Source organism: Streptomyces sp. NPDC091412, from assembly GCF_044756885.1.
In the GTDB taxonomy this organism is placed as follows: domain Bacteria; phylum Actinomycetota; class Actinomycetes; order Streptomycetales; family Streptomycetaceae; genus Streptomyces.
This window is the reverse complement of record NZ_JBIVTV010000011.1, coordinates 24,034-46,745: the sequence shown is the minus strand read 5'-3', so window position 1 is coordinate 46,745 and position 22,712 is coordinate 24,034. Positions and strand designations below refer to the sequence as shown.

The window sequence follows — 22,712 nt, the reverse complement described above, 5'->3', positions numbered from 1 at the left end:
CTACTTGACGGCACCCACGGCGATGCCGCGGGTGAGAGTCCGCTGGAAGACGAGGAAGAAGACGAGGGCGGGCAGGACGCCCAGCAGGGCCGCCGCGTTGGTCATCGTGGCGTCCATCAGGCGCTGACCCTGGAGGACGCCGAGCGCCACCGACACCGTCTGGTTGTCGTTGGAGATCAGCATGACCAGGGGGAGCAGGAACTCGTTCCACGTCCAGATGAAGAAGAAGACGAGCAGCACGCCGATGGTGGGGCGGCTGACGGGGACCACGATCCGCCACAGCACCTGCCACTTGTTCGCCCCGTCGATCAGGGCGGCCTCGATGATCTCGCGCGGGAACCGGCCGAGGACGGAGGAGAGCAGATAGGTGCCGAAGGCGGCCTGGATCACCGTGAAGACGATGATCACGCTCAGCCGGGTGTCGTAGAGGCCGGCCTGCTTGCTCAGGTAGTACAGCGGGTAGACCAGCGCCTCCTGCGGCAGCATGTTGGCGAGGACGAAGAAGGCCAGAACCCAGGTGCGGCCCTTGACGCGGCCGATGCCGATCGCGTACGCGTTGAGGATCGACAGGGCCGCGGCCAGGACCGCCACACAGCCGCTGATCAGGACCGAGTTGACGAGCTTCTGGCCGTAGTCGACGCGCTGCCAGAAGTCCTTGAGCCCGTCCAGGTACAGGCCCCTCGGCAGACTCAGCGGTCCGTGCTGGGAGTACTCGGCCGGTGACTTGACCGCGTTGACGGCGACGATGACGAACGGCAGCACCATGAACAGGGCCGCGATGCAGAGGGCCACGAGAACGGGATAGCGGCGCAGGGCACTCGTCGTCATGTGCGGACCCCTTCCTCGGCGTCCTCGGCGCGGGTCTGGAGTTTCAGGCCGATCAGCGAGAGCAGCATGATGATCACGGTGAGCACGGTGGAGATCGCGGCGCCGTAACCGACCTGGGTCTTCTCGAAGAACGTGGTGAAGGAGAAGTACGACGGGACGTCGGTCGCGCCGCCCGGACCGCCCTTGGTGAGCACGTACACCGCGCCGAAGACCTTGAGCGCGGCGATGCTGCACCAGGTGAGCACGACGGAGATCTCGGGTCTGATCTGCGGCAGCGTGACGTGCCAGAAGCGGCGCCACCAGCCGGCGCCGTCCAGTTCGGCCGCCTCGTACAACTGCGGGTCGACGCGCTGGAGCCCCGCCATGAAGACGACGAGCGGGAAGCCGATCTGCACCCACACCATCACCCCCATGACGCTGTACAGGGCGATGTCCGGGTCACCGAGCCAGTCCTGCTGCCAGGAGCCGAGGCCGACTGCCTTCAACAGCGTGTTCAGGGTGCCGTTGTCCGGCGCGAGGATCCAGCTCCAGACGATGCCGGCGACCGCGATGGGAAGCACCTGGGGGAGGTAGAAGCAGGCGCGCAGGACGGTGGCCGTCCTGCTGCCGAAGTGCTTGCCGACGTAGTCGAACAGCGCCGCGGCGAGGACCAGCCCGACCATCGTCGGCAGGACGGCCATGGCCACGACCATGAACAGGCTGTGCCGGAACGACGCCCAGAACTCCGAGTCGTCCATCAGTTCGCGGTAGTTGGCGAGTCCGGACCACCGGGGGCTGCCGACCCCCTGCCACTCCGTGAAGCTCACGCCGGTGTTCATCAGGAAAGGGACGACGATGACGGCGAGGAAGGCGAGGACACCGGGGACGAGGAAGAGGGCGTAGGACTGGTGTGGGCGGGGGCGGCGCGGGCCGGCGTGCTGGTGCGTGCCGACGGCCCGCGACCCCCGTTCGACGGTGACCGTCATTGTTTCGGCGCACCCTTGTCGTACGCCTTCTGCAGTGCACCGAGATAGGCGTCCGGTGTCGCGCTGCCCGTGATCAGCTTCTGTGTCTCGGAGACGAGGACGTCGTAGAAGCCGGGGACGGGCCAGTCGGGGTAGAAGGCCAGGCCGTCGCGGCCGGAGAGGGTGTTGAAGTCGGCGATGAGGGTCTTGGCCCGCGGGTCGGTGATGGCGGACGGGTCTGCCGCCACGGGCACGCCGCCCTTGTTGCCCAGCAGGTTCTGGATCTTCTGCGACATGGTGATGTCGATGAAGTCGTATGCGAGGTCCTTGTTCTTGGCGCCCTGGGGGACGACCCAGAGGTTGCCGCCGGAGCCGAGGGTGAGGCCGGACCCGGGCCACAGCACGCTGCCCCAGTCGAACTTGTTCTCCGTCGTGAAGCGGCCGTACCACCAGCTGCCGCTGAACAGGATCGGGTTCTTGCCCTGGATGAAGGCGACGCCCGCGTCCTCGGCCTTGGTGCCGCTGGACGTCTTGCTGATGTACCCCTTCTTCACCCAGTCGGCGAAGGTGGTCGCGCCGTATGTCCAGGCGGCGTCGTGGAAGTCGGTCTTGCCCCGGTAGAGCTCGTAGGAGTCGACCCAGGAGCGGTCGGCCTTCGACAGTGCCAATTGGTACAGGTACTGCTGGGCCATGTACTCGGCGCCGGCGTTGGCGAGCGGGGTGACGCCCTTGGCGACGAACTTGTCCATGGCGGCGGTGAGGTCGTCGAAGGTCTTCGGCTCGGCGATTTTGTACTTCTTGAAGAGGTCCTTGTTGTAGAAGACCATGGTGTATTCGGCGTAGTTGGGTATCCCGTACCACTTGCCGGAACCCATGACGCCGTTGGTGTCGTACTGGCTGGTGGTCTTCACTCCCGCGCTGAGCTCCTTGTCCCAGCCGCGTTTGGTGACCTCGGGGGTCAGATCGGTGAGGAGCCCCTGCTGGGAGAGCAGACCCGCGGTCGCGTTGCCCTTGTTGTACTCCATGATGTCGGGCGCGTCCGAGGAGTTGAGGACCATGGGCGCGGTCTTCTGGATCTGTTCGAAGCCCTTCTCCTCGAACTTCACCTTCACGCCCGGGTGTTTCGCCTCGAACTCCTTGATGGCCTCGTTCCAGGCGGCGCCCATCGCGCTGTCCGGGCCCTCGTAGTGCCACAGCCGGAGCGTCTTGCCGTCCGAGGAACCGCCGTCCGAGCCACCACAGGAGGCCAGGAGCAGGGATCCGGCGAGGACCGCCGCTGTCGTCACCACACACCTTCGTGCCGTCAACATCCAGTGCCTCCAAGGGAGTCGGAGGGGGATCAGGGGTCGTCACGCAGCGCTTGTCGAATCGTTTCGATGCGTGCCGTCGAAGCGCTTCGACGGAGGAAGGTAGGGGGAGGTGGTGGGCGCGTCAATGGGGTGGGCGTGAATCGGCGGGGATTCGTCTCGCCGGGGATGGGCGTCGAGGGAGCGGCGAGCAGTCCGGCCAAGGGCCGTGGGCGGACGAATGTCCAGGTGAATGAGGGTGGTGAGGGGAAGTTCGGGGCGGAGGGGGCCGGGCTGCGGCCGCTGAGCCGATCGGGACGCTGTCTGGCGCCGGTGCGTGGCGGTCGTCCATTGGAGCGGTTCGACGGTGCCCGCGTCACGGCTGACGCGCGGCGCGTTCGCGGCGCCGGCCGGTGATCCGTGGCAGACCGCGATCCAAGGCTCCCCGGGGCGGCTTCTCGTCGTGGCGTGCGGGGACCTTCCGCCACAGCCCTGGTCCGTCGGGCGAGGTTCTCCTCGCTGGTCTCCAGCAGTACCTCGTTCCGCCGGCTGAGCATGGCGAGCAGCTCGGCGGGCTCCTGGTCGTTGAGCCATGGCATGGGTGAGGCCGCGCCCCGGCGCCTCGGCGGGCCGGCCCGGGTGTCAGGCCGCGAGGGTCTTGTGCAGGGCGTCGAGGCCGTCGCGGTAGATCCCGGTGAACAGGTCGACGACCTCGTCCTCGGTGGCGCCGTCGGGGTTGAAGCGGCCGGACCACTGGACCTCGGCGGCGTTCTCCCGGCCAGGGACCGCGTGGACCCGGATGGTGGAGACATAACCGTTGACGGGGAAGGGGGCCTGGAGGATGGCGTAGCTGTAGTGGCGCTCGGTCTCGTTGAAGTCGACGAGACGCTCGATGATGACGTCACCCTCGGGGTTCTTCAGCCGGCGCACCCGGCCGCCTTCGAGTGCTGTGCTCTCGGCGATGTAGGGGAGCCAGTCGGGCAGGGCGTCGAAGCCGCCGACGAGGCTCCAGACCTTGTCGGGCGAGGCGGGGACGACGCGGCTGACGGACGTCGAGGCCATGATCTTTCTCCTGGTTTCTGGTGCTGGCGTGAGGGCCTTGAGGTGGGGATGGTGGCGGTCAGGCGCCGTTGGGCAGCGGGGCGGCCGGGCTGACCAGGCTGGCGGCGCGCAGGTCGTGCCAGAACGCGGCCGGGACGGTCTCGTTCAGGGCGGCGATGTCCTCGGCGATGCGGCTGGGGCGGGTGGCGCCGGGGACGACGGCAGCGGCCACCGGGTGGGCGAGGGAGAACTGGAGGGCGGCGGCCTTGATGCTGATGCCGTGCTTCTCGGCGAGGGCCTTAAGCTTTCCGACGCGCTCGATGACGGCCGGCGGCGCCTGCTGGTATTCGAAGTGGGCGCCGCCGGCGAGGACGCCGGAGCTGTAGGGTCCGCCGACGACCATGTCGACGTTCTGCTCCTGGGCCATGGGAAGCAGCCGCTGCAGGGCGTGCTCGTGGTCGAGGAGGGTGTAGCGGCCGGCGAGCAGGAACCCGTCGGGCTTCGGCTCGTCCAGCGCCAGGGTCATCTCGATCGGCTCGGTGCGGTTGACGCCCAGGCCCCAGGCCTTGATGACGCCCTCGTCCCGCAGCCGCGACAGCACCCGGAAGGCGCCGGTGCGGGCCTCCTCGAACTTCTGGATCCACACATCCCCGTGGAAGTCCTGAGCGATGTCGTGGACCCAGACGATGTCGAAGCGGTCGACGCCCATGCGCTTCAGGCTGCCCTCGATGGAGCGCTCGGTGGCCTCGGCGGTCCACTCATGGAGCATCTTGTTGGGATTGCCGTGCTCGAACAGTCCGCCCTTCTCACCGAACTCGGGGACATCGGTCTCCGGCTCGTCGAGGATGACCCGGCCGGCCTTGGTGGACAGCACATAGGAGTCGCGGGGCTTGGTGGAGAGCACCTTGCCCAGGCGCTGCTCGGCGAGGCCGGCACCGTAGAAGGGGGCGGTGTCGTAGTAGCGGATGCCCTGGTCCCAGGCCGCCTCGACGGTGGCGAGGGCGTCCTCGTCGGGGATTGCGCGGAACATGTTGCCCAGGGGGGCGGTGCCGAAGCCGAGCTTGCCGGGAAGGATTTTCTGGAGGGACATGACAGTGCCTTTCGATGGGTGCCTTGGTGCCGGGGCGTGACGGCATCCCGGCACGGGGGTGAGGCATGAGTGGACGGACTGCCTCTGCGGCTCGGGCTCTGCCGGCGGGGCCGTGGCAGTGGATGGACGGCGGTACCCCGTCAGAGCCGGATGTACGGTGCAGATACATGCATAAGCAACATACTGGTGGAAACAATAATTGCAGACGCGGGGTAAGGCAAATGGAAGCACGTTGCTCGACGCGCCGAGGAGCGAACAGGGCGCAGAGGACGGGCACCGTGGATCACTCTCGCGGACGCGACGGGTGCAAGCCGTCCGACACGCGCATCGGCGCCATGCCGAGCGCCCGTCAGGGGAGGATCGTGGGGACGAGGCCGCCGTCGACGCCGAGCGCCCTGCCCGTGGTCGCCGAGACCTGCTCCGACGCCACGTAAGCGATCATGCCGACCACCTCGTGGGGGCGGATCGGGCGCATCGCATCCGACCGGTGCCGTGGCGGGGGCTCCGGTGTCGGTGACGCCGACCACCCAGTACAGGACCGACCGGGTTTCCGAAGCAGTGCCTCCGCGTGGCCGAACCGCCGGACGCCGAGCGCCGGCAGTAGTTCACCGAGCCCCCGGGCGACCTTGGGTTCATGCCGCGCTCCGGCGGCGCGGACCTCAACTGCCGTGTCATGCAGTGCTACTTGGGGGATGATGGAGTCACAGCTGTGGCAGGACGGGGGCGGCGGCGTGGCGCGTGTCGTGGTGGTGCACGGAGTGGGGCAGGAGTACGTCGGACGGCGGTCCCTGCGAGCCCCCATTGCCGCCGCGCTTGCTGATGGCGTCGAGCTTGCCGCTGCTGCGGGGAATGCCACCGGCCGCACCCTTGCACCGGACGACATCGACGTCGCGTTCTACGGAGATGTCTTCCGTGCGCCCGGCAGCAAGGGGGAGCCACCGGCGCCGCGTTCCGTCACCGACCTGACCGATCCCTATGAGCAGGCGCTGCTCGAGGTCATGGCGGGCGCCGCCGCACGGGATGAGGGCCGTTCCTCCTCCGCCGTGACCAAAGCTCCCACCCCGCGCAGCCTCCAGCGCGCGATGAACATCCTGCTGCGTTCCTCCTTCCTGCCCGGGCCAGTGGCCGAGCGGTTCTTGCTGGGGGTGCTGCGCCAGGTGCGCCGCTACTTCACCGACGACACTGTGCGGGCCCGTGCAACTGCGGCCGTCGGTGCCCGGATCGGCTCCGACACCACTGTGCTCGTCGGCCACTCGCTGGGCTCCGTCGTCGCGTACGAGAGCCTGTGCGCTCATCCCGATTGGCCCGTGCGCACGTTGGTGACCCTCGGCTCCCCGCTGGGCATGCCCACCCTCGTCTTCGACCGTCTGCGCCCTGCCCCCGTCGCCGGACGCGGGCAATGGCCGGTCGGCCTGGAGCGCTGGTCCAACCTCGCGGACCGGCACGACGTGGTCGCGTCGGTGAAGGAGCTGACCGGATTGTTCGGGCCCCATCAGCCCCATCCTGTGCCGACCGGCGTGAAACCCGGCGCCGCACTCCGCGACATCGCCGTGGACAACGGCTGGAAGGTGCACGATGTGCTGCGCCACCTGACCGCCCGCGAGACCGGCGCGGCGATCGGCGAGGGGCTTGTGGCGTCCTGATGAGCGAGGCGACGCCGCGACGCTATGTGCTGGCCTTCGGTGTTGCGCGCTATACGCATGACGAGCTGCCCGCACTGCCCGGCGTCGGCAAGGATCTGCCGGCCGTCCTCGACACCCTCGTCGCACTCGGATACGAACCGGTGCCCGCCTTCCCCAGCGGCAGGCTGGACCCACGGACTCCTGACGATGTACTGCGGCCCCTGCTGCGCTGGCTCACCGACGGCTTCGAGGACCACGACACCCTCCTCGTCTACTACAGCGGTCACGGTCGGGAAGAGGGCGGCGCCCACTACCTCATGTGCGCTGACTCCGACCCGGACTCCGCCGAGGTCCGGCTCAGTGCGCTCCCGGCCCACCACCTCGTGGAACTGCCCACCCTGAAGGGCGTCCGTCGGCTCTTGCTCGTTTTGGACGCCTGCTATGCCGGCCAAGGCGCGGTGGATGCCGTGAAACATGCCGTACAGGCCAAGCTCGCCCTCGCCCATGCACCGGGCGCCAACCATCGATTCCTGAAGTCCTTCGGAGTACTCAGCGCTGCTCGAATCACCGACGAGGCACAGGACGGCGCCTTCAGCGCCGCGCTCGCCCACGTCCTCACCGATGAGGCGCGCTTGGGTCACCGCGCCAGTCACATCAGCCTGCCCGAACTCGCCGGCATGCTGAACGCGGAGTTCCGGCGGCGCGGCGTCGACCAGAGGGCCGACTGGGCCCAGCTGTGCGACGACACCGTGGACGGCGATCCGACCTCCGGGTTCTTCCCGAACCCGCACTACGTACCGGAACTGCGCACGGACGGACGCGATTTCGACGTCGCGGAACAGCGCCACTTCGTCCGCCGCCTTGGCCGCGCCGCCCCTTTCGAACTCGCCGAACAACGCCGTCGGCAAGCGGATCTCGCCGAGCACTTCGCTCCGCGGGGCACCGGGCGACAGACGGTCAGGGATATCGGCCACTACTTCACCGGCCGCATCCGCGCCCTGCGACGGCTCGCCGGCTGGCTGAGTGGGGAGAGTGACCGTGAGGTCCGCGTCTTCGTCGTGACCGGCCCGCCCGGCGTGGGCAAGTCCGCAGTCCTCGGCCGGCTGGTCGCCTTGTCCGACCCTGGTGTACGCGACAGCATCCCGGCCGACACCGTGGCGCCCGGTACAGAACCGCGGCCTGGGGTCATCACCGTCGCCGTGCACGCCCGCGCTCTGACACTGCCCCAGGTCATCGCCGCCCTCGCCGCCGCTGTGGAAGCGACCGAGCCGACCGAGTCCGGACTGCGGGACCGCCTCGCCCGCCTGGACTCCGTCGCCACCGTCGTCGTCGACGCGCTCGACGAGTCGGGTGTCGCGCACGACGAGGAGCGGCGCATCGCCCGCTTCCTTGCCCATCTGGCCGCCAAGTCGCCCAAACTCCGCCTGATAGTCGGGACTCGGCCGCACATCGTCGGCGCCATCACCGGTGCCGAGCTTCCCGTCCACGTCATGAACCTCGCCGATCCGGCATGGACGGACGTCGATGACCTCGTCGCCTACTCCGAGCGGCTGCTGCGTGCCCCTCACGGCCCCGGCAGCGACACGAACCTTCCTGACGTCTTCATCGTCCACGCCGCCGCCGAGATCGCACACGCCGCCCATCCCCTCTATCTGGTGGCGCGACTCATTGCCCGCGCAACGGCCACCGCCGCGCCCCCATGTGCCGCCCAGCCCGTAGCGTTGCCTCCACCCGATACCGCGGGCGGTCCTGCGGCGGCAATCGGCCGGGCCTTCCGCTGGGCCCTCGCCCAGCAATTCCCGCCCCGCGAGGTGGTCCGTGTGAGGGACTTGCTGCTGCCGCTGGCGTACGCCGAGGGCCAGGGCATGCCGCTGCCTCACTGGGCCGTACTCGCGACACCCTTTCAGCACCGGATCGGCCAAACCACCGAGCGCCTGCTCGAGCTGCTGCGCAGCGACGCCGTCGGCCCGTACCTGGTCGAAAGCCTCGACGAGGACGGGCGCTGCGTCTACCGGCTCTATCACCAGGCGCTCGCCGATGACCTCCGCCGGGACGCGCCCCAGGACGCCGAGGACCGCTGGTACCGGCGGCTGCTGGGCGCCGTCCCGCGCGACGGTGACGGCATGCGGCTGTGGCCCGAGGCGGACCCGTATGTCCTGCGCCGTCTGCCCGCCAAGGCGGCCGCAGCCGGACGCCTCGAAGAGCTGGTCAATGATGCCGGATTCCTGGTCCACGCCCACCCCTCGGGGTTGGCCCCGCTGCTGCACGGACTGCGTTCCGACACGGCACGCTTGGCCGCGGCCGTCTACCGTGACCATCTCGACCTGCACAGATCAATGGGTCCGGAGGAACGCCGCCACATCCTCGCCTGTGATGCCGCCCGGCACCGGCACACCGTTCTGCTGGACCGGCTGAACGCGGGGTTCCGGCCCGGCCGCTTGAGGCCGGTCTGGGCGGCAGCGGGCAGTTCCCAGGCAGCTCTGTCCGTACAGCCCTTGGCTGACGGTTCCGGCAGGCCCATCACCGCGGTCGGCCGTACGGCGCTCGCCGGACGGGACGTCGCCGTCGCCACCGACGGCGAGGAGCTCCGCGCCTGGTACCTGGCGACGGGCCGACCGCTCGACCTGCCCGTTCCCGGCACCCCGGAGCCCCTCACAGCACTGACCGCCGCGACACTCGGCAGCCATGCCCTGCTGGTGACCGGCACCGCGGCGGGTGCTGTGTACGTCAACGACCTCATGACCGGCGGCACGAACGGTGCAGGCCGTTCGTCGGGCGACGACGAAAGGGCGGCGATAACCAGCCTCGTCACCCTCGATCTTCGGGGCCGCCGCGTCGTGGTGAGCGCTTCCGAGGACGGCGTCCTGCAAGCCTGGGACCTCGCCACCGCGACACCACTCGCGCATCGGCTGCTTCTGCCGGACGGCTGCCCCGGGAATCTGGCGACGGTAACCGTCGACGCGAACCCCACGGCAGCCACCGCTGCCTCGCGACTGGGCCGAAAGGCGATCGTCGTCGGTGACCACAAGGGCATCCTGCATGTCTGGGATCCGGCACAGGAAGTGAGCGTGGCCTCCGCCGCCGATCCGGGCCGTCCGCCGCTGGACGCGGTCGGCTGCATCCTCGTACACGGCCTGCCCGTTGCCGTCACCGCCGACCGGCAGGCGGTGCGCATCTGGTCCCTGCGCCGCCTGGCCCCGCCACGGGACGTGGGTGCCCTGGTACTGCCGTCGCCCGCGACCGCCGTTTCCTGCACGCAGTTGGGTGGCCGCCCCACCGCCATCCTGGCCTGCAAAGATGCCTCGCTGCACGTGCTCGACCTGGAAACCCGCCGACTGGTCGCCTCATCAGTGCCTCGGCGACCGATCGGCGGCGGGGCACCGAACAGCCCCACGGCGACGGGACCGTTTACCACCTTGCACACCGACACCCCCGGCCGGGGCGCCACCACCGCCCTCGTGGGCGCGGCCGACGGCTCTCTCCACCTCTGTGACCTGACCCCGCCGCCCGGCGCCTCCAACGAGGGCCACACCCAGGCCATCACCGCCGTCACCTCCCTGAGGCATGGTGAGCGGCCGGTGGTGGTAACGACGGGCCGTGACACCACGATACGTAGCTGGCGGACGGACACCGGGGCTCCCGCCCTGCGCCACATCAGCGACAACCTCTCCACGTTCACGGGCATCGCGTCCGCCACCGTCAACGACCGCGCGTTCGTGCTGACGCGGGCCGTCAACCGGCCGGCAGAGGTGTGGGACCTGGCAAGCGGTAACACGATGGAGCGGCATGTGCCCCGCTGGGCCACGGCTGCCGCCGTCGGCCACCACGAGACCCGTCCCGTCGCGGTCACGGCGGATCACACCCACTGCCTACGGGTGTGGGACATGGTCACCGGCACCGTACTGCGCGACCTGTCCGGACACACCGCCCGGGTGACAGCACTGGCGTGCGCGCCGCAGGACGGGCCGCTCGCCGTCGTCTCCGCCCAGTCGGACGGAACCGTACGGCTGTGGCGCCCCTTCAGCGCTGCCGACGACGTCCGGGAACTTCGCAGCCCGTCGGCGGCGAGAGCGCTGGCCTGCGTCCGCTCCCACGGCCGCCCCCTGGCCGTCATCGCGGGTGACGACGGCACTGTACGGATCTGGGACGGCGCAGCTGGTCACGGCACCGTCGTCGCGGAACACCCGACTGCGGTGACCACCCTCGCGGCGCGGACGCTGGGCGGGCGCCTGTTTGTGGCAACGGGCGACGACACGGGCCGGGTGACCGTCTCGGAGACGGACTGCGACCGATGGCCGCCCGGTGTCGCCGATCGCCCCGTCGACACCTTCACCTTGCCCGGCCCGGTCGAGATCAACGCGTTGGACTACGCCCCCGACGGGCGACTGGTGGTGTGCGCGCACAAGGACGTCTACGCGTTCGATACCGGCGAGGACATGAGCGAGGAGTGGTGACGCTGTGCTTGGCGAGGTCGCCAAGCAGGCCTGCGTCCCCGAGACTGTCAAGGGCCGGGGGTGGCATGCCCGGTCGGGGTCTCCGGATCACGCCGTGGCGCGAACGCGCCGTAAAAACGGGCCGATTGAATGTTTGACAGCACAAGTCTGATCGTGTGACGAGTCCTTGACAGCAGATATTGCACCACTTGAGTATCGGTGTGCCTTCGCTGACCGGTGAGGGCTCAGGTTTTGAGCGACACAAGGGGGTTTTCGTATGTCCGCGATCGTTTCCACGCTCAAGCACACGAAGTACGTCATGGGTTCCCTGGCTGCGGTGCTGTTCACGAACTGCCCCAGCTGACGCGGGAACGGGGTGGACGGTCACGGCCGCCCACCCCGGCATGGTGAGGGTCGGGACGGGCGGGGGAGGACCATGTTCGACGCGGGGATACGGCAGTTCCGGATGGCGCTGGCCATGGTGCTCGGCCGTCCGATCAATGTGCGCTCTGCCGAAAGACTCGTCGATGACGCGCTGGCGACACTTGCCGAATTCGGCTCCCCCGGCGAGGACGTCGAACAGTTGCTGCGCGGCGCCGCCGCAGACCCGCAGATGCGTACCGACCTCACGAACAAGGCCCTGCGCCGTACCGCGAAACGCCTCGAGGCCAAGTCGCCCTTCTATGCCGACCACTTCGCGGCAGCCGGAGTCGACCCGGCCGCACTGACCCTCGAGAACATCACCGCCGTGCCCGTCACCACCAAGGCCGACCTGGTCGAGCGGGCCCGCGACTTCCTGTGCAGCGAGCCCTTCCTCGCCTCCCGGACCACCGGGACGACAGGCCGGCCCACCGAGGTCTGGTACTCCCGCTACGAGGAACGCCTGTGGCCCGCGCTCGTCGCCCTCTCCCAGGTGCTGCGCGGCACCGTCCGCACCACCGACCTGGTCCAGTTCAACATCAGCTCCCGGGCGACCGGCACGGCGTACGCGGAGATGCAGGTCGCCCGCCTGGCAGGGGCGGCGATCCGCATGGTGGGCCTGGTCCCACCGGCCGAGACGCTGGACCTCATGGCGGGAACCGGCACATCGGCGCCGACCCTGATGGTCACCTACCCGAGCTATCTGGGACAGCTGACCCGCCTGGCCCGCGAACGGGGACTCGGTCCCGCGGACTTCCGGCTGCGCCGCATCAATGTCGGTAGCGAGGTGCTCTCGTCCGCCCTTGCGGAGGCCGCCGAAAAGACCTTCGGCGCCCCCGTCAGCGACGGCTACGGCATGACCGAGGTGACACCGGTGGCCGGCGCCATCTGCCGACAGCGGCACCTTCACATCGACGCCGGCATCGGCCTCGTGGAGGTGTGCGACCTCGACACCGGGGCACCGGCCGCGCCCGGAGCGCTCGGCACGATCGTCGCCACTCCCTTCTTCCCGTACCGGGAGTGCATGCCGCTCTTCCGCTACGACACCCGAGACCTGGTGCGGCAGTTGCCCGACGCACCGCGCACCTGCGAGATGGCGAACGTGCCGGCGACCTCGCACATCCTCGGAAAGGCGGACCATGTGCTGCGCACCCAGGACGGTCCGGTGACCCCGCGCGAGATCATCGAGGTCCTCGACGCGCTGCCCGGCGCATGCTGGCCCGTGCGTCACCGCGCCGACGTGGTGGACGGACGGCTGCATGTGGACGTGGCCGCCTCATCGGTGCCGGAGACGAGCGACATCGCGCGTCATTTCGCCAAGGCCGGCCTCGACGCCACCGTCGAGGTCGTCCCGGGAGAAGGACGTGAGCTGCGGCGCTACCGCTGCGATCTGGTCGAGAACAGCTTCGCCTCCGCCGGGCGCGCAGCATGACCGCCGCACAGAGCGCGTTCTTCGTCCTCGTGACCCTCGCCGTCGCCCTGGGCGTCTCGCTCGCCTCGGTCGCCTACTTCCGCCGGGTCACCCTGCCCCGGCCGGCCGTCGGTGTGTTCAACGGCAACGACATGGTCATCATGATGGGCTTCGTCGTCGTACTGCCGTTCCTGTATCTCTCCCTCCCGGGCTGGCTGCTGCCTCCCCTGCTGGGGCTGACCCTGGCCGGTGGTCTCGCGGTCGGCTACGGGCCGGCCGTCCGGCGGGGACCGGTGCGCTGGTCGCTCATCGCCGGTCTGCTGGTCGCCGACTGGCTCACCGCGCGCGGCGCCGAGGACGATCCCACCCATGCCACCCCGTACTGGTTGGTCAACAGCCTGGTCATCATGCTGATGGCGATTGGCGCCGCCAACCTCAACGCGCAGGGCGGCCTGAAGCTGCGGCACGTCTCCCGGTTCGCGCTGGCGCTCGCCGTGTACGACCTGTTCTTCGCCACCGTCGTCCCCCTCACCCAGAAGCTGTTCGACGCGGTGCAGGGCTACGCCTTCGCACCGTCGGCGGGGCTGCGCGTCGGCGAGTTCGGCGCCGTCGTGGGCATGGGCGACCTCCTGGTGTACGCCCTCTTCACCACCGTGGCCTACAAGGCGTACGGACGAGCGGGGCTGACCTGGGCTCTTGGGCTGGTCGCCGTGTTCGGCGCGCTCGTCCCGACGCTGACACCCGTCACGGTCGAGGCGCTCACCGGACACCTTCCGCAGATCGTGCCCGCGCAGATCTTCTTCGGCCCGGCCGCGTTCTGCGGGTACCTCGTGCTGCGGCGGCGCGGCCCGGAGCGGCGCATGGCCGACGTCCGGCCGCCCGCGCGGTTCGTGACAGTCCACGGACAGCAGGGGCCCATGAGCCCGGCCACCGCCGACGAGCCCTGGGAGCGTTCCCCAGGAGAACGCTCCCAGGTCGGTGGCTGACCAGGCCAGGTGGGCTTGCGGTGTCGGGATCGGTGGCGGAGCAGGCGGGAAGCCCCCTGGGTCGCGCTTCTCCGCTGGTCGCGGGCGGGTTTCCATGGCCGGATGCTCAGCAAAGCTCAGGTCGGTCCGCGAGGTTGACCGTACTTCTTCCGCAGCGTGATGGTCAGTGACGGCCACCGCCCGACGGGCAAGCCGCTGCGCGCCGCGCAGGATGAGACCGGTGTCCCACCCGGGTTCTGGACAGGCCGAGGCTTGGCCGCGGTCGGTCTGGCGGCGGGGGACGTGGTGACCGAGCAGGAGCAGACCGAACTGCTCCTGGGAGAAGGCCGGCACCTCCACTGTCGGTGGTCCGCAGATCGCCGCCGACGCCATCGGAGGCAGTCGGAACGGGCGGTTCCGTGGTATTCACAGTGCAGTTGAGGGAATTGGCGGGCAGGGGGGCGCTGTGCTGGGTAGGGGTGCGGTCGCGGCGGCGGCGGTGGTGGTCTTCACGGCCGGTCTGCTGGGCCTGCTCGGCTGCTCGTTCGAGGGCGGCGGGGCTGCGGAGCCGCCGACAGCCGCATCGACCGGTGGCGTGACCACCTCCGCCGCCTCGCCGCTACCCAACTCAACCACTGGCTCCGCGTCCCCCTCGGCTCCCGGCAGCCCGAGCCCGGTCCCCGTCACCGGGCCCGATCAGAAGCTGGTGTCCATGACCGTCACCGGCGGCTTCGCGGGCGTCCACCAGTTGGTCATCCTCCGGGGCGATGGCACCGTCTACGCCAGCGAGAAAGGCCAGCCGGCCGTCCGCCACACCAGCGCGGCCCAGTTCACGGAGTTGCGTACGCTGCTCGGAGATCCGGCTCTGGCCGACGTTCCCGACTTCACCATGGACATGGGGGCGGCCGACATGCTCCAGTACACGCTGCAGTTCAACGGTCGTACAGTCATGACGGACCGCTCCGGCGACGAGCCCGCGCTCGACCGGCTCATCGATGCCCTCAGCCCCTGGCTGTCGAAGAAGTGACCTCAAACCCCGTGAGCCGTCACGGACGACGAGGCCGAGCTGCTGGCGTTCTTCGGCTTCCCCGCCGAGCGCTGGATCCACCCGTGCGGCTCAGGCCAGGCCCGTGGAGGACCACACCACCCCAAGCCGCCCGAACTCCACCGCACGCTGTCCGTACACGGTGGACGACGCGAACCGCAGTGCCCGGCGGGCCCGCATCCACGACGTGGGCCGACCTCGATCAGGATGCGGGCCCCGGTCCTGACACCGACTCCTGGCATCGAGGTCAGGGCCGGATCCGGTGCCTCCCCCGGATCACCGACAACAGGAGAGGGAAGTCATGCGGGGCCCGAAGGCCGGAGGCCCCAGTGCGGAGCCACGACAACCGGTAACGGGGGGCTCGTCGCGCACATCGGTCCATACGCCTCCGGTCCCACTCCGCGCCCCTCTCATGTCCGGCAGCTGTCACCCGCAGTCGGGAGCCTCCTCCAGGGCCGCCGCGTCAAGCGCCATGGTCAGCCGGTCGAGGCGGGCGCGCAGCTCGCGGATCTCGTCGAGGGTGAAGCCGGTCGCCGCGCCGATCCGGTGCGGCACCCGGAGCGCGCGCTCGCGCAGCGCCGCGCCCTCCTCGGTGAGCCGCACCTCGACCGACCGCTCGTCACGCGCGCTGCGCTCCCGATGCACCAGACCGGCCGCCTCCAGCCGCTTGAGCAGCGGGGACAGGGTGCCGGAGTCCAGCCGCAGATGTTCCCCGAGCCGCTTCACGGGCGTGTCGCCCTGCTCCCAGAGCACCAGCATCACCAGATATTGCGGGTAGGTAAGCCCGAGCTCCTTGAGGACCACGCGGTAGACGCCGTTGAAGGCACGCGAGGCGGCATGCAGCGAGAAGCAGATCTGGCGGTCCAGACGCAGCCACGCCTCGTCCGGTGGGGCGCTGGGCGGAACCTCGGTAGTCATACGGCCAGGATAACCGGACACCGGCCATTCGATTGTGCACAACTCAATTGTGTGCTCTACTTGTGTGTGCAGCGCAACCGGTACTCGTCTCGCTTCGAGAGGTCTTGATCCCCCATGGACACGCTCTACACCGCCGTCGCCACCGCCACTCACGGCCGGGACGGCCGCGCCGTCAGCTCCGACGGCAAGCTCGACCTGCAGCTGGCCGTCCCGGTGGAGATGGGCGGCAACGGGCAGGGCACCAACCCCGAGCAACTGTTCGCCGCGGGGTACGCCGCCTGCTTCGCAAGCGCCCTCGGGGTGGTCGGCCGGCAGGCGAAGGTGGATGTCAGTGATGCCGCGGTCACCGGTGAGGTCGGCATCGGCAAGCAGGGCGAGGGTTTCGCGCTCGCCGTCACCCTCCGCATCGAACTGCCCGACAGCATCGACAAGGCCACCGGCCGCAAGCTGGTCGAGCAGGCCCACCAGGTCTGCCCGTACTCCAACGCCACCCGCGGCAACATCCCGGTGGACCTCGTCGTCGAATAAGCGGTCCCGACAAGGGCGTTGGACGTGTCGGTGGGTGATCAGGCAGGCGGCGGGGCCGAGGAAAGCCTCGTGGATGCCGTCGCGTCCTTCCCGGCGGATGCGTAAGCGGCGGAAGCCGTGGAGCCAGGAGACGGCGCGTTCGACGACCCAGCGGAAGATGCCCAGGGCGGAAGCGTGGGACTGACCCCGTTCGGCGATCACCGGGCGAATGTCGCGCTGCTGGAGCAGGCGCTGTGTGATCGCCATCGCGGGAGCGCGAGGAGACCGCACCGCCGGCCGTGGCCGAGGGGGGGCAGCTGCTTCGAGCACGGGACATCCGGCAGTATGACCCCGTGCCCTCACCGCCCGGAAGCCAGGACCGCGCCGCAGGCGCCGCCGCCGCGGTACGGATCCGCCTGGCGGCGGCCGCGGCCGCGGTGATGACCGTCGCCGCGGGGCTGGGACTCAGGGCCGTGACGGCGGGGAGCGCGGGCAAATATGGCGGAGACGCGCTGTACACGGTCCTGCTTGTGACCCTCGTCGTTCTGGTGGCGCCCCGGGTGACGCCCCTGACGGCCGCCGCGAGTGCGTTGGCCGTCAGTTGGGGGATCGAGTTCCTGCAGCTCAGCGAGGTGCCGGCGGAGCTCTCCCGGCGCAGTGCCGTCGCCCGCCTCGTACTCGGTTCCACCTTCAACGCGCCCGACCTGCTCTGGTACGCGGTCGGCGCGGCAGCGGGCTGGCTCGTCCTCACCGCGGTGAGGAGGGAGGCGTAGGGCGTGCTGGTGGCCTACCGGAGGCTCCGCCGATCGGCTTCGGCCGGGAGGCGAGCAGACCGCCCCCGTGACCGTGAACGCGGACGGCCAAGCGTCCATGCTGCCGCACTTTGGCTGGGTCCGTCGTGCTGGACCATCCGGCGAACTGGGAGACTCGGGCCGTGATCACTCCCCGCCGCCCCTTGGGCACCGGTCCCCGACCCGCCGCCGAGCCGGAGCTGTCGCCTATGGGCGACAGCCGCGAGCGAGGCCGTACGGCTGCGGAACGGGCTGCCGCCGATTCTCCTGCCTCCGGGAGTGAGGGGCAGGTGGTGACGCGGTCGCCAGGCCGCCGCCGTCTGGGCACGGGGGCCGACCTGCTCTAGTGTCGGGCTCTCATCGGAGGCCGGATTCTTGACACTTCCCAGCGAGAGCGAGTGCGAGGGTCAGGCACCTTCAGCACGCCCGGCCCACGCCCTGGCTCTCGCTGGTGTGACGCCGAAGCCGGCGACTGCCTCAGGTTGATCCCCGCTCAGCCCTGTCGAACGTTTCTCGCTCAATGGCCCTGCCCGGGTGGGGGACTGGCGTCCTCGTAACCGCCACGCCACTGAGCAGGGCCACCCTGATGATCAGGGGCCGCCGGAGCGGAACCCACGTGAACAAGCCTCCGGGTGTGTGAGCACGCTCGATCGAGCCGTACGGACCATGAGCTTTCTCAGGCCCCGGGAAGGCGGGCGGATCAGCGCAGGCCGGCGAAGAGGTCGTTCTCGGGCACGGCCGCGCCGGTGGTGTCCTGGACACGTACGAAGGTCTCGACGCCCATCAATTCGGTGAACCTCTTCTGGCCCATTTTGAGGAAGAAGATGTTCTCGCCCTGGCTGGCGTGCGCGGCCAGCGCATCGAACTTCTGACCGCCGAACGCGGTGGTGTCCACCCAGGTGGTGATCTCCTCGTCGGGGAGTCCGATCTCGGCCATCGCGGCGGCCTCGGCGGGATCCGGCTCCTGCCAGTCCGCACCGAACTCGCGCATGGCCTCCCCGAACCGCTGCATCATCGAGCGGGGCGCCGTCGTCCAGTACACCTTCGCTGTCGCCATGGTCATCGCCAGCGCCTTCATCGTGATGCGGTGTGCCTGGATGTGGTCGGGGTGGCCGTAGAAGCCGTTCTCGTCGTAGGTGACGACCACATCGGGTTGGTAGCGGCGCAAGAGTTCCGCGAGTCGGGCAGCGCCCTCCTCCACTGGTGTCTGCCAGAAGGATCCGGGGGCATCGTTGGCCGGCCAGCCCATCATCCCGGAGTCGGCGTAGTCCAGTGTCTCCAGATGACTGACCTTCAGGATGTTGCAGCTCGCCTCAAGCTCTTGACGCCGCATCAAGGCAACGGCTGCCGGATCGTGCCCGGGGTCGTCCGGCTTGACACCCCCCGGTCCGTCACCGCAACTGCCGTCAGTGCATGTCACGAGGACCGTGCGGATGCCCTCCGCCGCGTAGCGTGCGAGGACACCTCCCGTGCCAGTGGCCTCATCGTCGGGGTGGGCGTGCACCGCCATGAGCGTCAAGGGCCGGTCATTCATGAAACAGTCCTCCTGCGTGAAAAGGCCGCGGTCCGAGTCTGCGGCAGGCGTATAAGGGGTCGCCCCGATATCGAGTGACCGGGCGTACCGCGGCCCGGGAGCCCCCGGATCACGTCGGCCGGACGATCTTTTGGCCTCTCTGCTGCCCGTCCGCGCGGCGCCAGTCCCTCGGCTGGTGCAACAGCGCTGGCGGGATCGGTTGTTCCCACCGCGCAAGGGAACGCTCCTGCGCCTTGGCGCTGGCGCCCGTGCACTGCCGTGCGTCGTCGACGGCAGCAAGCTCGACCTGGGCTTCGCCTACGCCCATGCCGAAGGAATCGAACTCCGCCTGGACACCGCCGAGGTCCAGGTCCGTCGGCCGCAGGCCGGGATGCCCATAGGGGAGTTAGGTGTCGGAGGCGGGGCGGGCGTGGAGTCCGCGGTCGCTCCGTTGGCAGGGGGGTCCCCGGTGGGCAGGTCGTCGGCGTCGATGGTTGGAGCTCATCGTCTGGATTCCCGTCAAGCAGGCGACCTGGAGTCCTTCGGCCTCACCGAGCCAGCCGGGTCCCGCGCCGGGCCGGCGGGCATCCGCGGACGCGTCCGGATCACTCGTGCGGCGACAAGGGGTACAGCTCACGCCAGAACCGGCAGTACCTGCGGCGGCGGCAGATCCGGCACACGATTCCCGAGCGCCGGGACCAGCGGGCCAACCGTCGACGGCTCGGTGGCCGAGGCGGGCGCCCCGCTGGTTTCGACCGGGCACGCTATGCCCGCAGGAACGAAGTCGAGCGGACCATCAACGCACTCAAGGACTTCCGGGCCGTAGCGACCTGGTACGACAAGAGAGCGTATGCCTTCCACGGACCGGTCACCGGCGCCGCGATCCGGCTGTGGCTCCTTTGGCAACCGCCGCCAGCCCTTGACCGCGCCGCCGGTCAGCCCATGCTTTTGGCGCCGTCCAGGGACTCGCGGATGATGTCGGCGTGGCCGGCGTGCTGAGCGGTCTCGGCGATGATGTGCATCAGCACCCGGCGGGCCGACCACTGCGCGCCGGGCTCGAACCACGGGGCTTTCGGCAGCGGCCGCGTGGCCTCCAGGTCGGGCAGAGTGGCGACCAGGCCGTCGGTCCGGCGGGCCACCTCGGCGTAGTCGGCCAATACACCAGTCAGCGTCTCACCGGGCAGCAGCCGGAACTCGTCGGCCCGCCGGGCCCAGTCGGCCTCGGTCATGGCCGTGAAGTCTCCCATCGCCGAGGGGCCGTTCAGGATGAAGTCCACCCAGTTCCGCTCGACCGCGGTGACGTGCTTGATCAGGCCGCCCAGGCAAAGCTCGCTGGCGGTGGTCCGCAGCCCGGCCTGTTCGTCGGTGAGGTCACGTGTGGTGAAGCGCAGGAAGTGCCGGTGCTTGGCCAGCATCTCCAGCAAGTCGGCGCGCTCACCGGTGACGGCCGGGGCCCCGGCCAGGTCGCGGGTGGTCAGCTTGTTGACGGTCATGGTCTTCGCCTTTCGGTATTCCTGTTCCGTCGGTCAAGGACCACGCTATGAGCCATAGCGGTCAGATTCTGTCCTAAAGCGGCGATGGACGAGGGGCAGATTGCAGCCAACTCTCGGCTGTTGGGGCCGTCCGGGTGCGTGGGCACCCTCCATGACCGCCGTCACACGGGACCGCCACGAGGTGTCCTGCCGATATCTCGCTTCGGAGCGTTCGTCGATGAAGACGCAGAGCCGGCGCATCAGGCTCAGGTAGGCGGCGGAGCCAGCGATGCGCTGCATGGGTGACGCAGCCCGGAGCCGTTGTTGCCACAAGCCACCCGAGCCCAGGAAACGCGCGGCTTGGTCGTCTCGGAGATTCAGTCCCAAGCTCGTCGCCGCAGCCCTCGGCATGGATTCCGAAGGGGGTCATCATCTACCTCGCCGACCACGTCGACGCTGGTCGGCTCCCATAGCCCAGGGGTAATCTCCTGGTCGGGCGCCGCTGACCGGCACAATGTCCCGATGGCCCTCTTCACCTGCACGAACTGCCGACAGCCACTCACTGGGGATCTCAAGAAAGCACGGCCTTCGCGGGACATCGAAAAGCGACCCGGACATCGGGTCGCCCCTCCGCGGATGGCCCGGGGCACCTATGCGATCAGCCACGACGCCAGTCTCTTCATCCTGCATCCCGACGACGTGCCGGGAACGGCTCCGCACCCCGACCGCGGGCGTCGCAACGGCTGCTGCGGACTCGACGGTCAGGACGGCCCCAATCTCGTCTGCGCGGCTTGCGGCGCCGATGTCGCCACCAAGCAGTCAGACTGCTGGACCCAGAACCTGGTGGCACTGACCGCCGCCGCAGTCGTCGGCGGAGCGGAACCTCCAGCCTGAACTCGTTGACTTTCGGCGCCGCCTCGCACACGTTCGCCGGATCATGTGCGCTTTGCCGAACGACTCGTTGGAGGCGATGGCGACGCTGTTCTTCTCCTCGCGCTCGGTACCGATGTATCGGTGACGTGGGGATCGCCGTGCGGTAACGGCGGCTTGGACGGTGCGGGCGAGGGCGTGCCAGGCGCGCCACACGGGCTCGTACGTTGAGGTCAGCTGCTCGCTCCACGGCCGGCGGGTGGTCGGCCACCCTGCTGTGAGGGCGCCGCCGGGTGCCGTAGCACGGATGCGATGCGTGCCGGTCACCGACAGGCTGGGGGAGACACATCTGATTCCCTTCGGGGACGAAGTGCCCTGTCGGTTACGGCCTCGTCTGCGGGTGATGGTGGCCCGCAACGGGTTTGGCTGTATGGGGTTGATCTGGCATGCGCAATGACCCGGTGGAGCGAGACGAGTTCGTACCCGGCCCCGCCGAGCCGGTGGCCGCCTGGTGCCTGCATGGCGGCCGAGGCGGGAACTACGCGGGAGCGGACTGTCCCTGGTGCCGATCATTGCAACGGGCCGAAGAGGCGGCTGCCGTCGGTCGGCGAATCGATCTGCCCGCCGCGCCAGAAGGTCAAGGCCCGTAGAGAAGGAAGCCGCAGGACACTCGGCCCGCGGGGACGGCGGGGCCGTGAAAAGGAAGCGCACACAGAACGGAGCAAGATCATGCAGACTTTCACCGCGTCAGCCGATCGAGTGTGGGACCGTGCCGCGGAGCAGGACTTCCTGCTGGCCCCGCCCGTTTCTGCAGCCCGCATTGCTTCCCGTGTCGATCCTCGTGACCTGCGGCGGCTGGACCTGCTTGCGGCGCTGACCGCGGCGGGGATCGCCCCCTGGCCAGGAGACCGGGAGGCGATCGAGGAGCTCAGTGCACTGCCCGACAGCGTGCACGAAGCCCTGCACCGCTGGTTCAGCTCCGGCAGGTGACGCTGGACGCTCCCGTGGAAGCGCTCGGAACGTGGGTCTTTCCCCACGAGAACTCGGGGAAGGCAAGTCCGCGTCCGCCCCGAGCAGCAGACGCCTGAGTGGCAGGCCCGTTATGCGGTCCGTTCCGGAGCGGAGGTCTCGGAGACGGTCGAACTCTGGCCCACTGACGGCGAACTCACGCGGCCAAAGTGGGTCACGGTTCACCCGACGCCGACAGGAGGGCACGGCCGGCGAGTTCGCTCACGGACACGGCGTGCGCCGCCGCCGCACACGCCCTGCCGTGGGGGAAGCGGCAGGCTCGCGCCCGGATCCTGCGGGAGCATGTGACGACCGAAGACCGGTTCACCTCGGCCAAGCTGCTTGCTCAATAGACGGAGTGCACAACGGGCCCCTGCTCATCGTGACCGGAGCACCGCACGGTACCCGGGCGTTCCACAGGTGTGCACCGTGACGTCAAACGCCTGCCTGGCGGCGGGGGGGGGGGCGTGCACCCGGCACAGGCCCGGATCCGCACCCCCCCCCCCCCCCGCCCCCGACGCCGACACCCACGCGGAGACATAAAGGCA

The 22,712-nt window shown here is 69.5% G+C and carries 17 protein-coding genes and 2 pseudogenes; 10 read left to right on the top strand and 9 right to left on the bottom strand.

The window, feature by feature from the left end:
* The 5 genes from ACIQMV_RS24655 to ACIQMV_RS24635 all read right to left on the bottom strand — a co-directional run bounded on the left by ACIQMV_RS24655 (position 1) and on the right by ACIQMV_RS24635 (position 5,189).
* Entirely contained in the window at positions 1 to 828 is an 828-nt protein-coding gene (locus ACIQMV_RS24655) for a carbohydrate ABC transporter permease (protein ID WP_402595575.1), read from the bottom strand.
* Positions 825 to 1,793: a carbohydrate ABC transporter permease gene (locus ACIQMV_RS24650; protein WP_402595573.1), complete on the bottom strand. Its 969-nt coding sequence runs from the start codon at positions 1,791 to 1,793 to the stop codon at positions 825 to 827. Before ACIQMV_RS24650 ends, ACIQMV_RS24655 begins: the two co-directional genes overlap by 4 nt.
* Positions 1,790 to 3,082 (bottom strand): ABC transporter substrate-binding protein, encoded by a 1,293-nt coding sequence (locus ACIQMV_RS24645; RefSeq protein ID WP_402595572.1) that lies wholly within the window; start codon positions 3,080 to 3,082, stop codon positions 1,790 to 1,792. The genes ACIQMV_RS24650 and ACIQMV_RS24645 overlap by 4 nt, the downstream gene beginning before the upstream one ends.
* A 618-nt stretch (positions 3,083 to 3,700) precedes the next feature.
* Entirely contained in the window at positions 3,701 to 4,120 is a 420-nt protein-coding gene (locus ACIQMV_RS24640; RefSeq protein WP_402595570.1) for an SRPBCC family protein, read from the bottom strand.
* A 58-nt stretch (positions 4,121 to 4,178) separates the two neighbouring features.
* Complete coding sequence (locus ACIQMV_RS24635) at positions 4,179 to 5,189, bottom strand: aldo/keto reductase (RefSeq protein WP_402595568.1); 1,011 nt, start codon at positions 5,187 to 5,189, stop codon at positions 4,179 to 4,181.
* A 692-nt stretch (positions 5,190 to 5,881) separates the two neighbouring features.
* On the opposite strand from ACIQMV_RS24635, the gene ACIQMV_RS24630 reads away from it, so the two are divergent.
* The 5 genes from ACIQMV_RS24630 to ACIQMV_RS24610 all read left to right on the top strand — a co-directional run bounded on the left by ACIQMV_RS24630 (position 5,882) and on the right by ACIQMV_RS24610 (position 15,067).
* A complete protein-coding gene (locus ACIQMV_RS24630; RefSeq protein ID WP_402595566.1) occupies positions 5,882 to 6,832 on the top strand; it encodes an alpha/beta hydrolase in 951 nt (316 codons plus the stop codon).
* Entirely contained in the window at positions 6,832 to 11,265 is a 4,434-nt protein-coding gene (locus ACIQMV_RS24625; protein WP_402595564.1) for a caspase family protein, read from the top strand. Before ACIQMV_RS24630 ends, ACIQMV_RS24625 begins: the two co-directional genes overlap by 1 nt.
* A 415-nt stretch (positions 11,266 to 11,680) precedes the next feature.
* Positions 11,681 to 13,096, top strand: a complete 1,416-nt coding sequence (locus tag ACIQMV_RS24620) for a phenylacetate--CoA ligase family protein (protein ID WP_402595562.1) — start codon at positions 11,681 to 11,683, stop codon at positions 13,094 to 13,096.
* A complete protein-coding gene (locus ACIQMV_RS24615; protein ID WP_402595560.1) occupies positions 13,093 to 14,061 on the top strand; it encodes a hypothetical protein in 969 nt (322 codons plus the stop codon). The genes ACIQMV_RS24620 and ACIQMV_RS24615 overlap by 4 nt, the downstream gene beginning before the upstream one ends.
* 445 nt (positions 14,062 to 14,506) lie before the next feature.
* A complete protein-coding gene (locus ACIQMV_RS24610; protein WP_402595558.1) occupies positions 14,507 to 15,067 on the top strand; it encodes a hypothetical protein in 561 nt (186 codons plus the stop codon).
* A 444-nt stretch (positions 15,068 to 15,511) separates the two neighbouring features.
* Here the strand turns inward: ACIQMV_RS24610 and ACIQMV_RS24605 are convergent, their stop codons facing one another.
* Positions 15,512 to 16,003, bottom strand: coding sequence for a MarR family winged helix-turn-helix transcriptional regulator (locus tag ACIQMV_RS24605; RefSeq protein ID WP_141367758.1), 492 nt, complete (start codon positions 16,001 to 16,003; stop codon positions 15,512 to 15,514).
* Positions 16,004 to 16,117: 114 nt separating this feature from the next.
* Here ACIQMV_RS24605 and ACIQMV_RS24600 point away from each other — a divergent pair, with 114 nt between their 5' ends.
* A complete protein-coding gene (locus tag ACIQMV_RS24600; RefSeq protein ID WP_401782108.1) occupies positions 16,118 to 16,531 on the top strand; it encodes an organic hydroperoxide resistance protein in 414 nt (137 codons plus the stop codon).
* 57 nt (positions 16,532 to 16,588) lie between these two features.
* Here ACIQMV_RS24600 and ACIQMV_RS24595 read toward each other — a convergent pair.
* Positions 16,589 to 16,765 (bottom strand): annotated as a pseudogene (locus tag ACIQMV_RS24595) (IS5/IS1182 family transposase); the annotation flags it as partial.
* Positions 16,766 to 16,950: 185 nt separating this feature from the next.
* Between ACIQMV_RS24595 and ACIQMV_RS24590 the strand changes: the two are divergent.
* Complete coding sequence (locus tag ACIQMV_RS24590) at positions 16,951 to 17,283, top strand: DUF2809 domain-containing protein (protein WP_402595824.1); 333 nt, start codon at positions 16,951 to 16,953, stop codon at positions 17,281 to 17,283.
* Between the two features lie 718 nt (positions 17,284 to 18,001).
* On the opposite strand, the gene ACIQMV_RS24585 is transcribed toward ACIQMV_RS24590, so the two are convergent.
* Entirely contained in the window at positions 18,002 to 18,835 is an 834-nt protein-coding gene (locus ACIQMV_RS24585; protein WP_402595556.1) for a PIG-L family deacetylase, read from the bottom strand.
* A gap of 540 nt (positions 18,836 to 19,375) precedes the next feature.
* On the opposite strand from ACIQMV_RS24585, the pseudogene ACIQMV_RS24580 reads away from it, so the two are divergent.
* Positions 19,376 to 19,711 (top strand): annotated as a pseudogene (locus tag ACIQMV_RS24580) (transposase); the annotation flags it as partial.
* A 38-nt stretch (positions 19,712 to 19,749) separates the two neighbouring features.
* Here ACIQMV_RS24580 and ACIQMV_RS24575 read toward each other — a convergent pair.
* On the bottom strand, positions 19,750 to 20,307 hold the full coding sequence (locus tag ACIQMV_RS24575; RefSeq protein WP_402595554.1) for a DinB family protein: 558 nt from the start codon (positions 20,305 to 20,307) through the stop codon (positions 19,750 to 19,752).
* Positions 20,308 to 20,808: 501 nt separating this feature from the next.
* Between ACIQMV_RS24575 and ACIQMV_RS24570 the strand changes: the two genes are divergently transcribed.
* Positions 20,809 to 21,180, top strand: coding sequence for a hypothetical protein (locus tag ACIQMV_RS24570; RefSeq protein ID WP_402595553.1), 372 nt, complete (start codon positions 20,809 to 20,811; stop codon positions 21,178 to 21,180).
* Between the two features lie 705 nt (positions 21,181 to 21,885).
* Positions 21,886 to 22,146, top strand: a complete 261-nt coding sequence (locus ACIQMV_RS24565) for a hypothetical protein (RefSeq protein ID WP_141367763.1) — start codon at positions 21,886 to 21,888, stop codon at positions 22,144 to 22,146.
* The last annotated feature ends 566 nt before the right edge of the window (positions 22,147 to 22,712 follow it).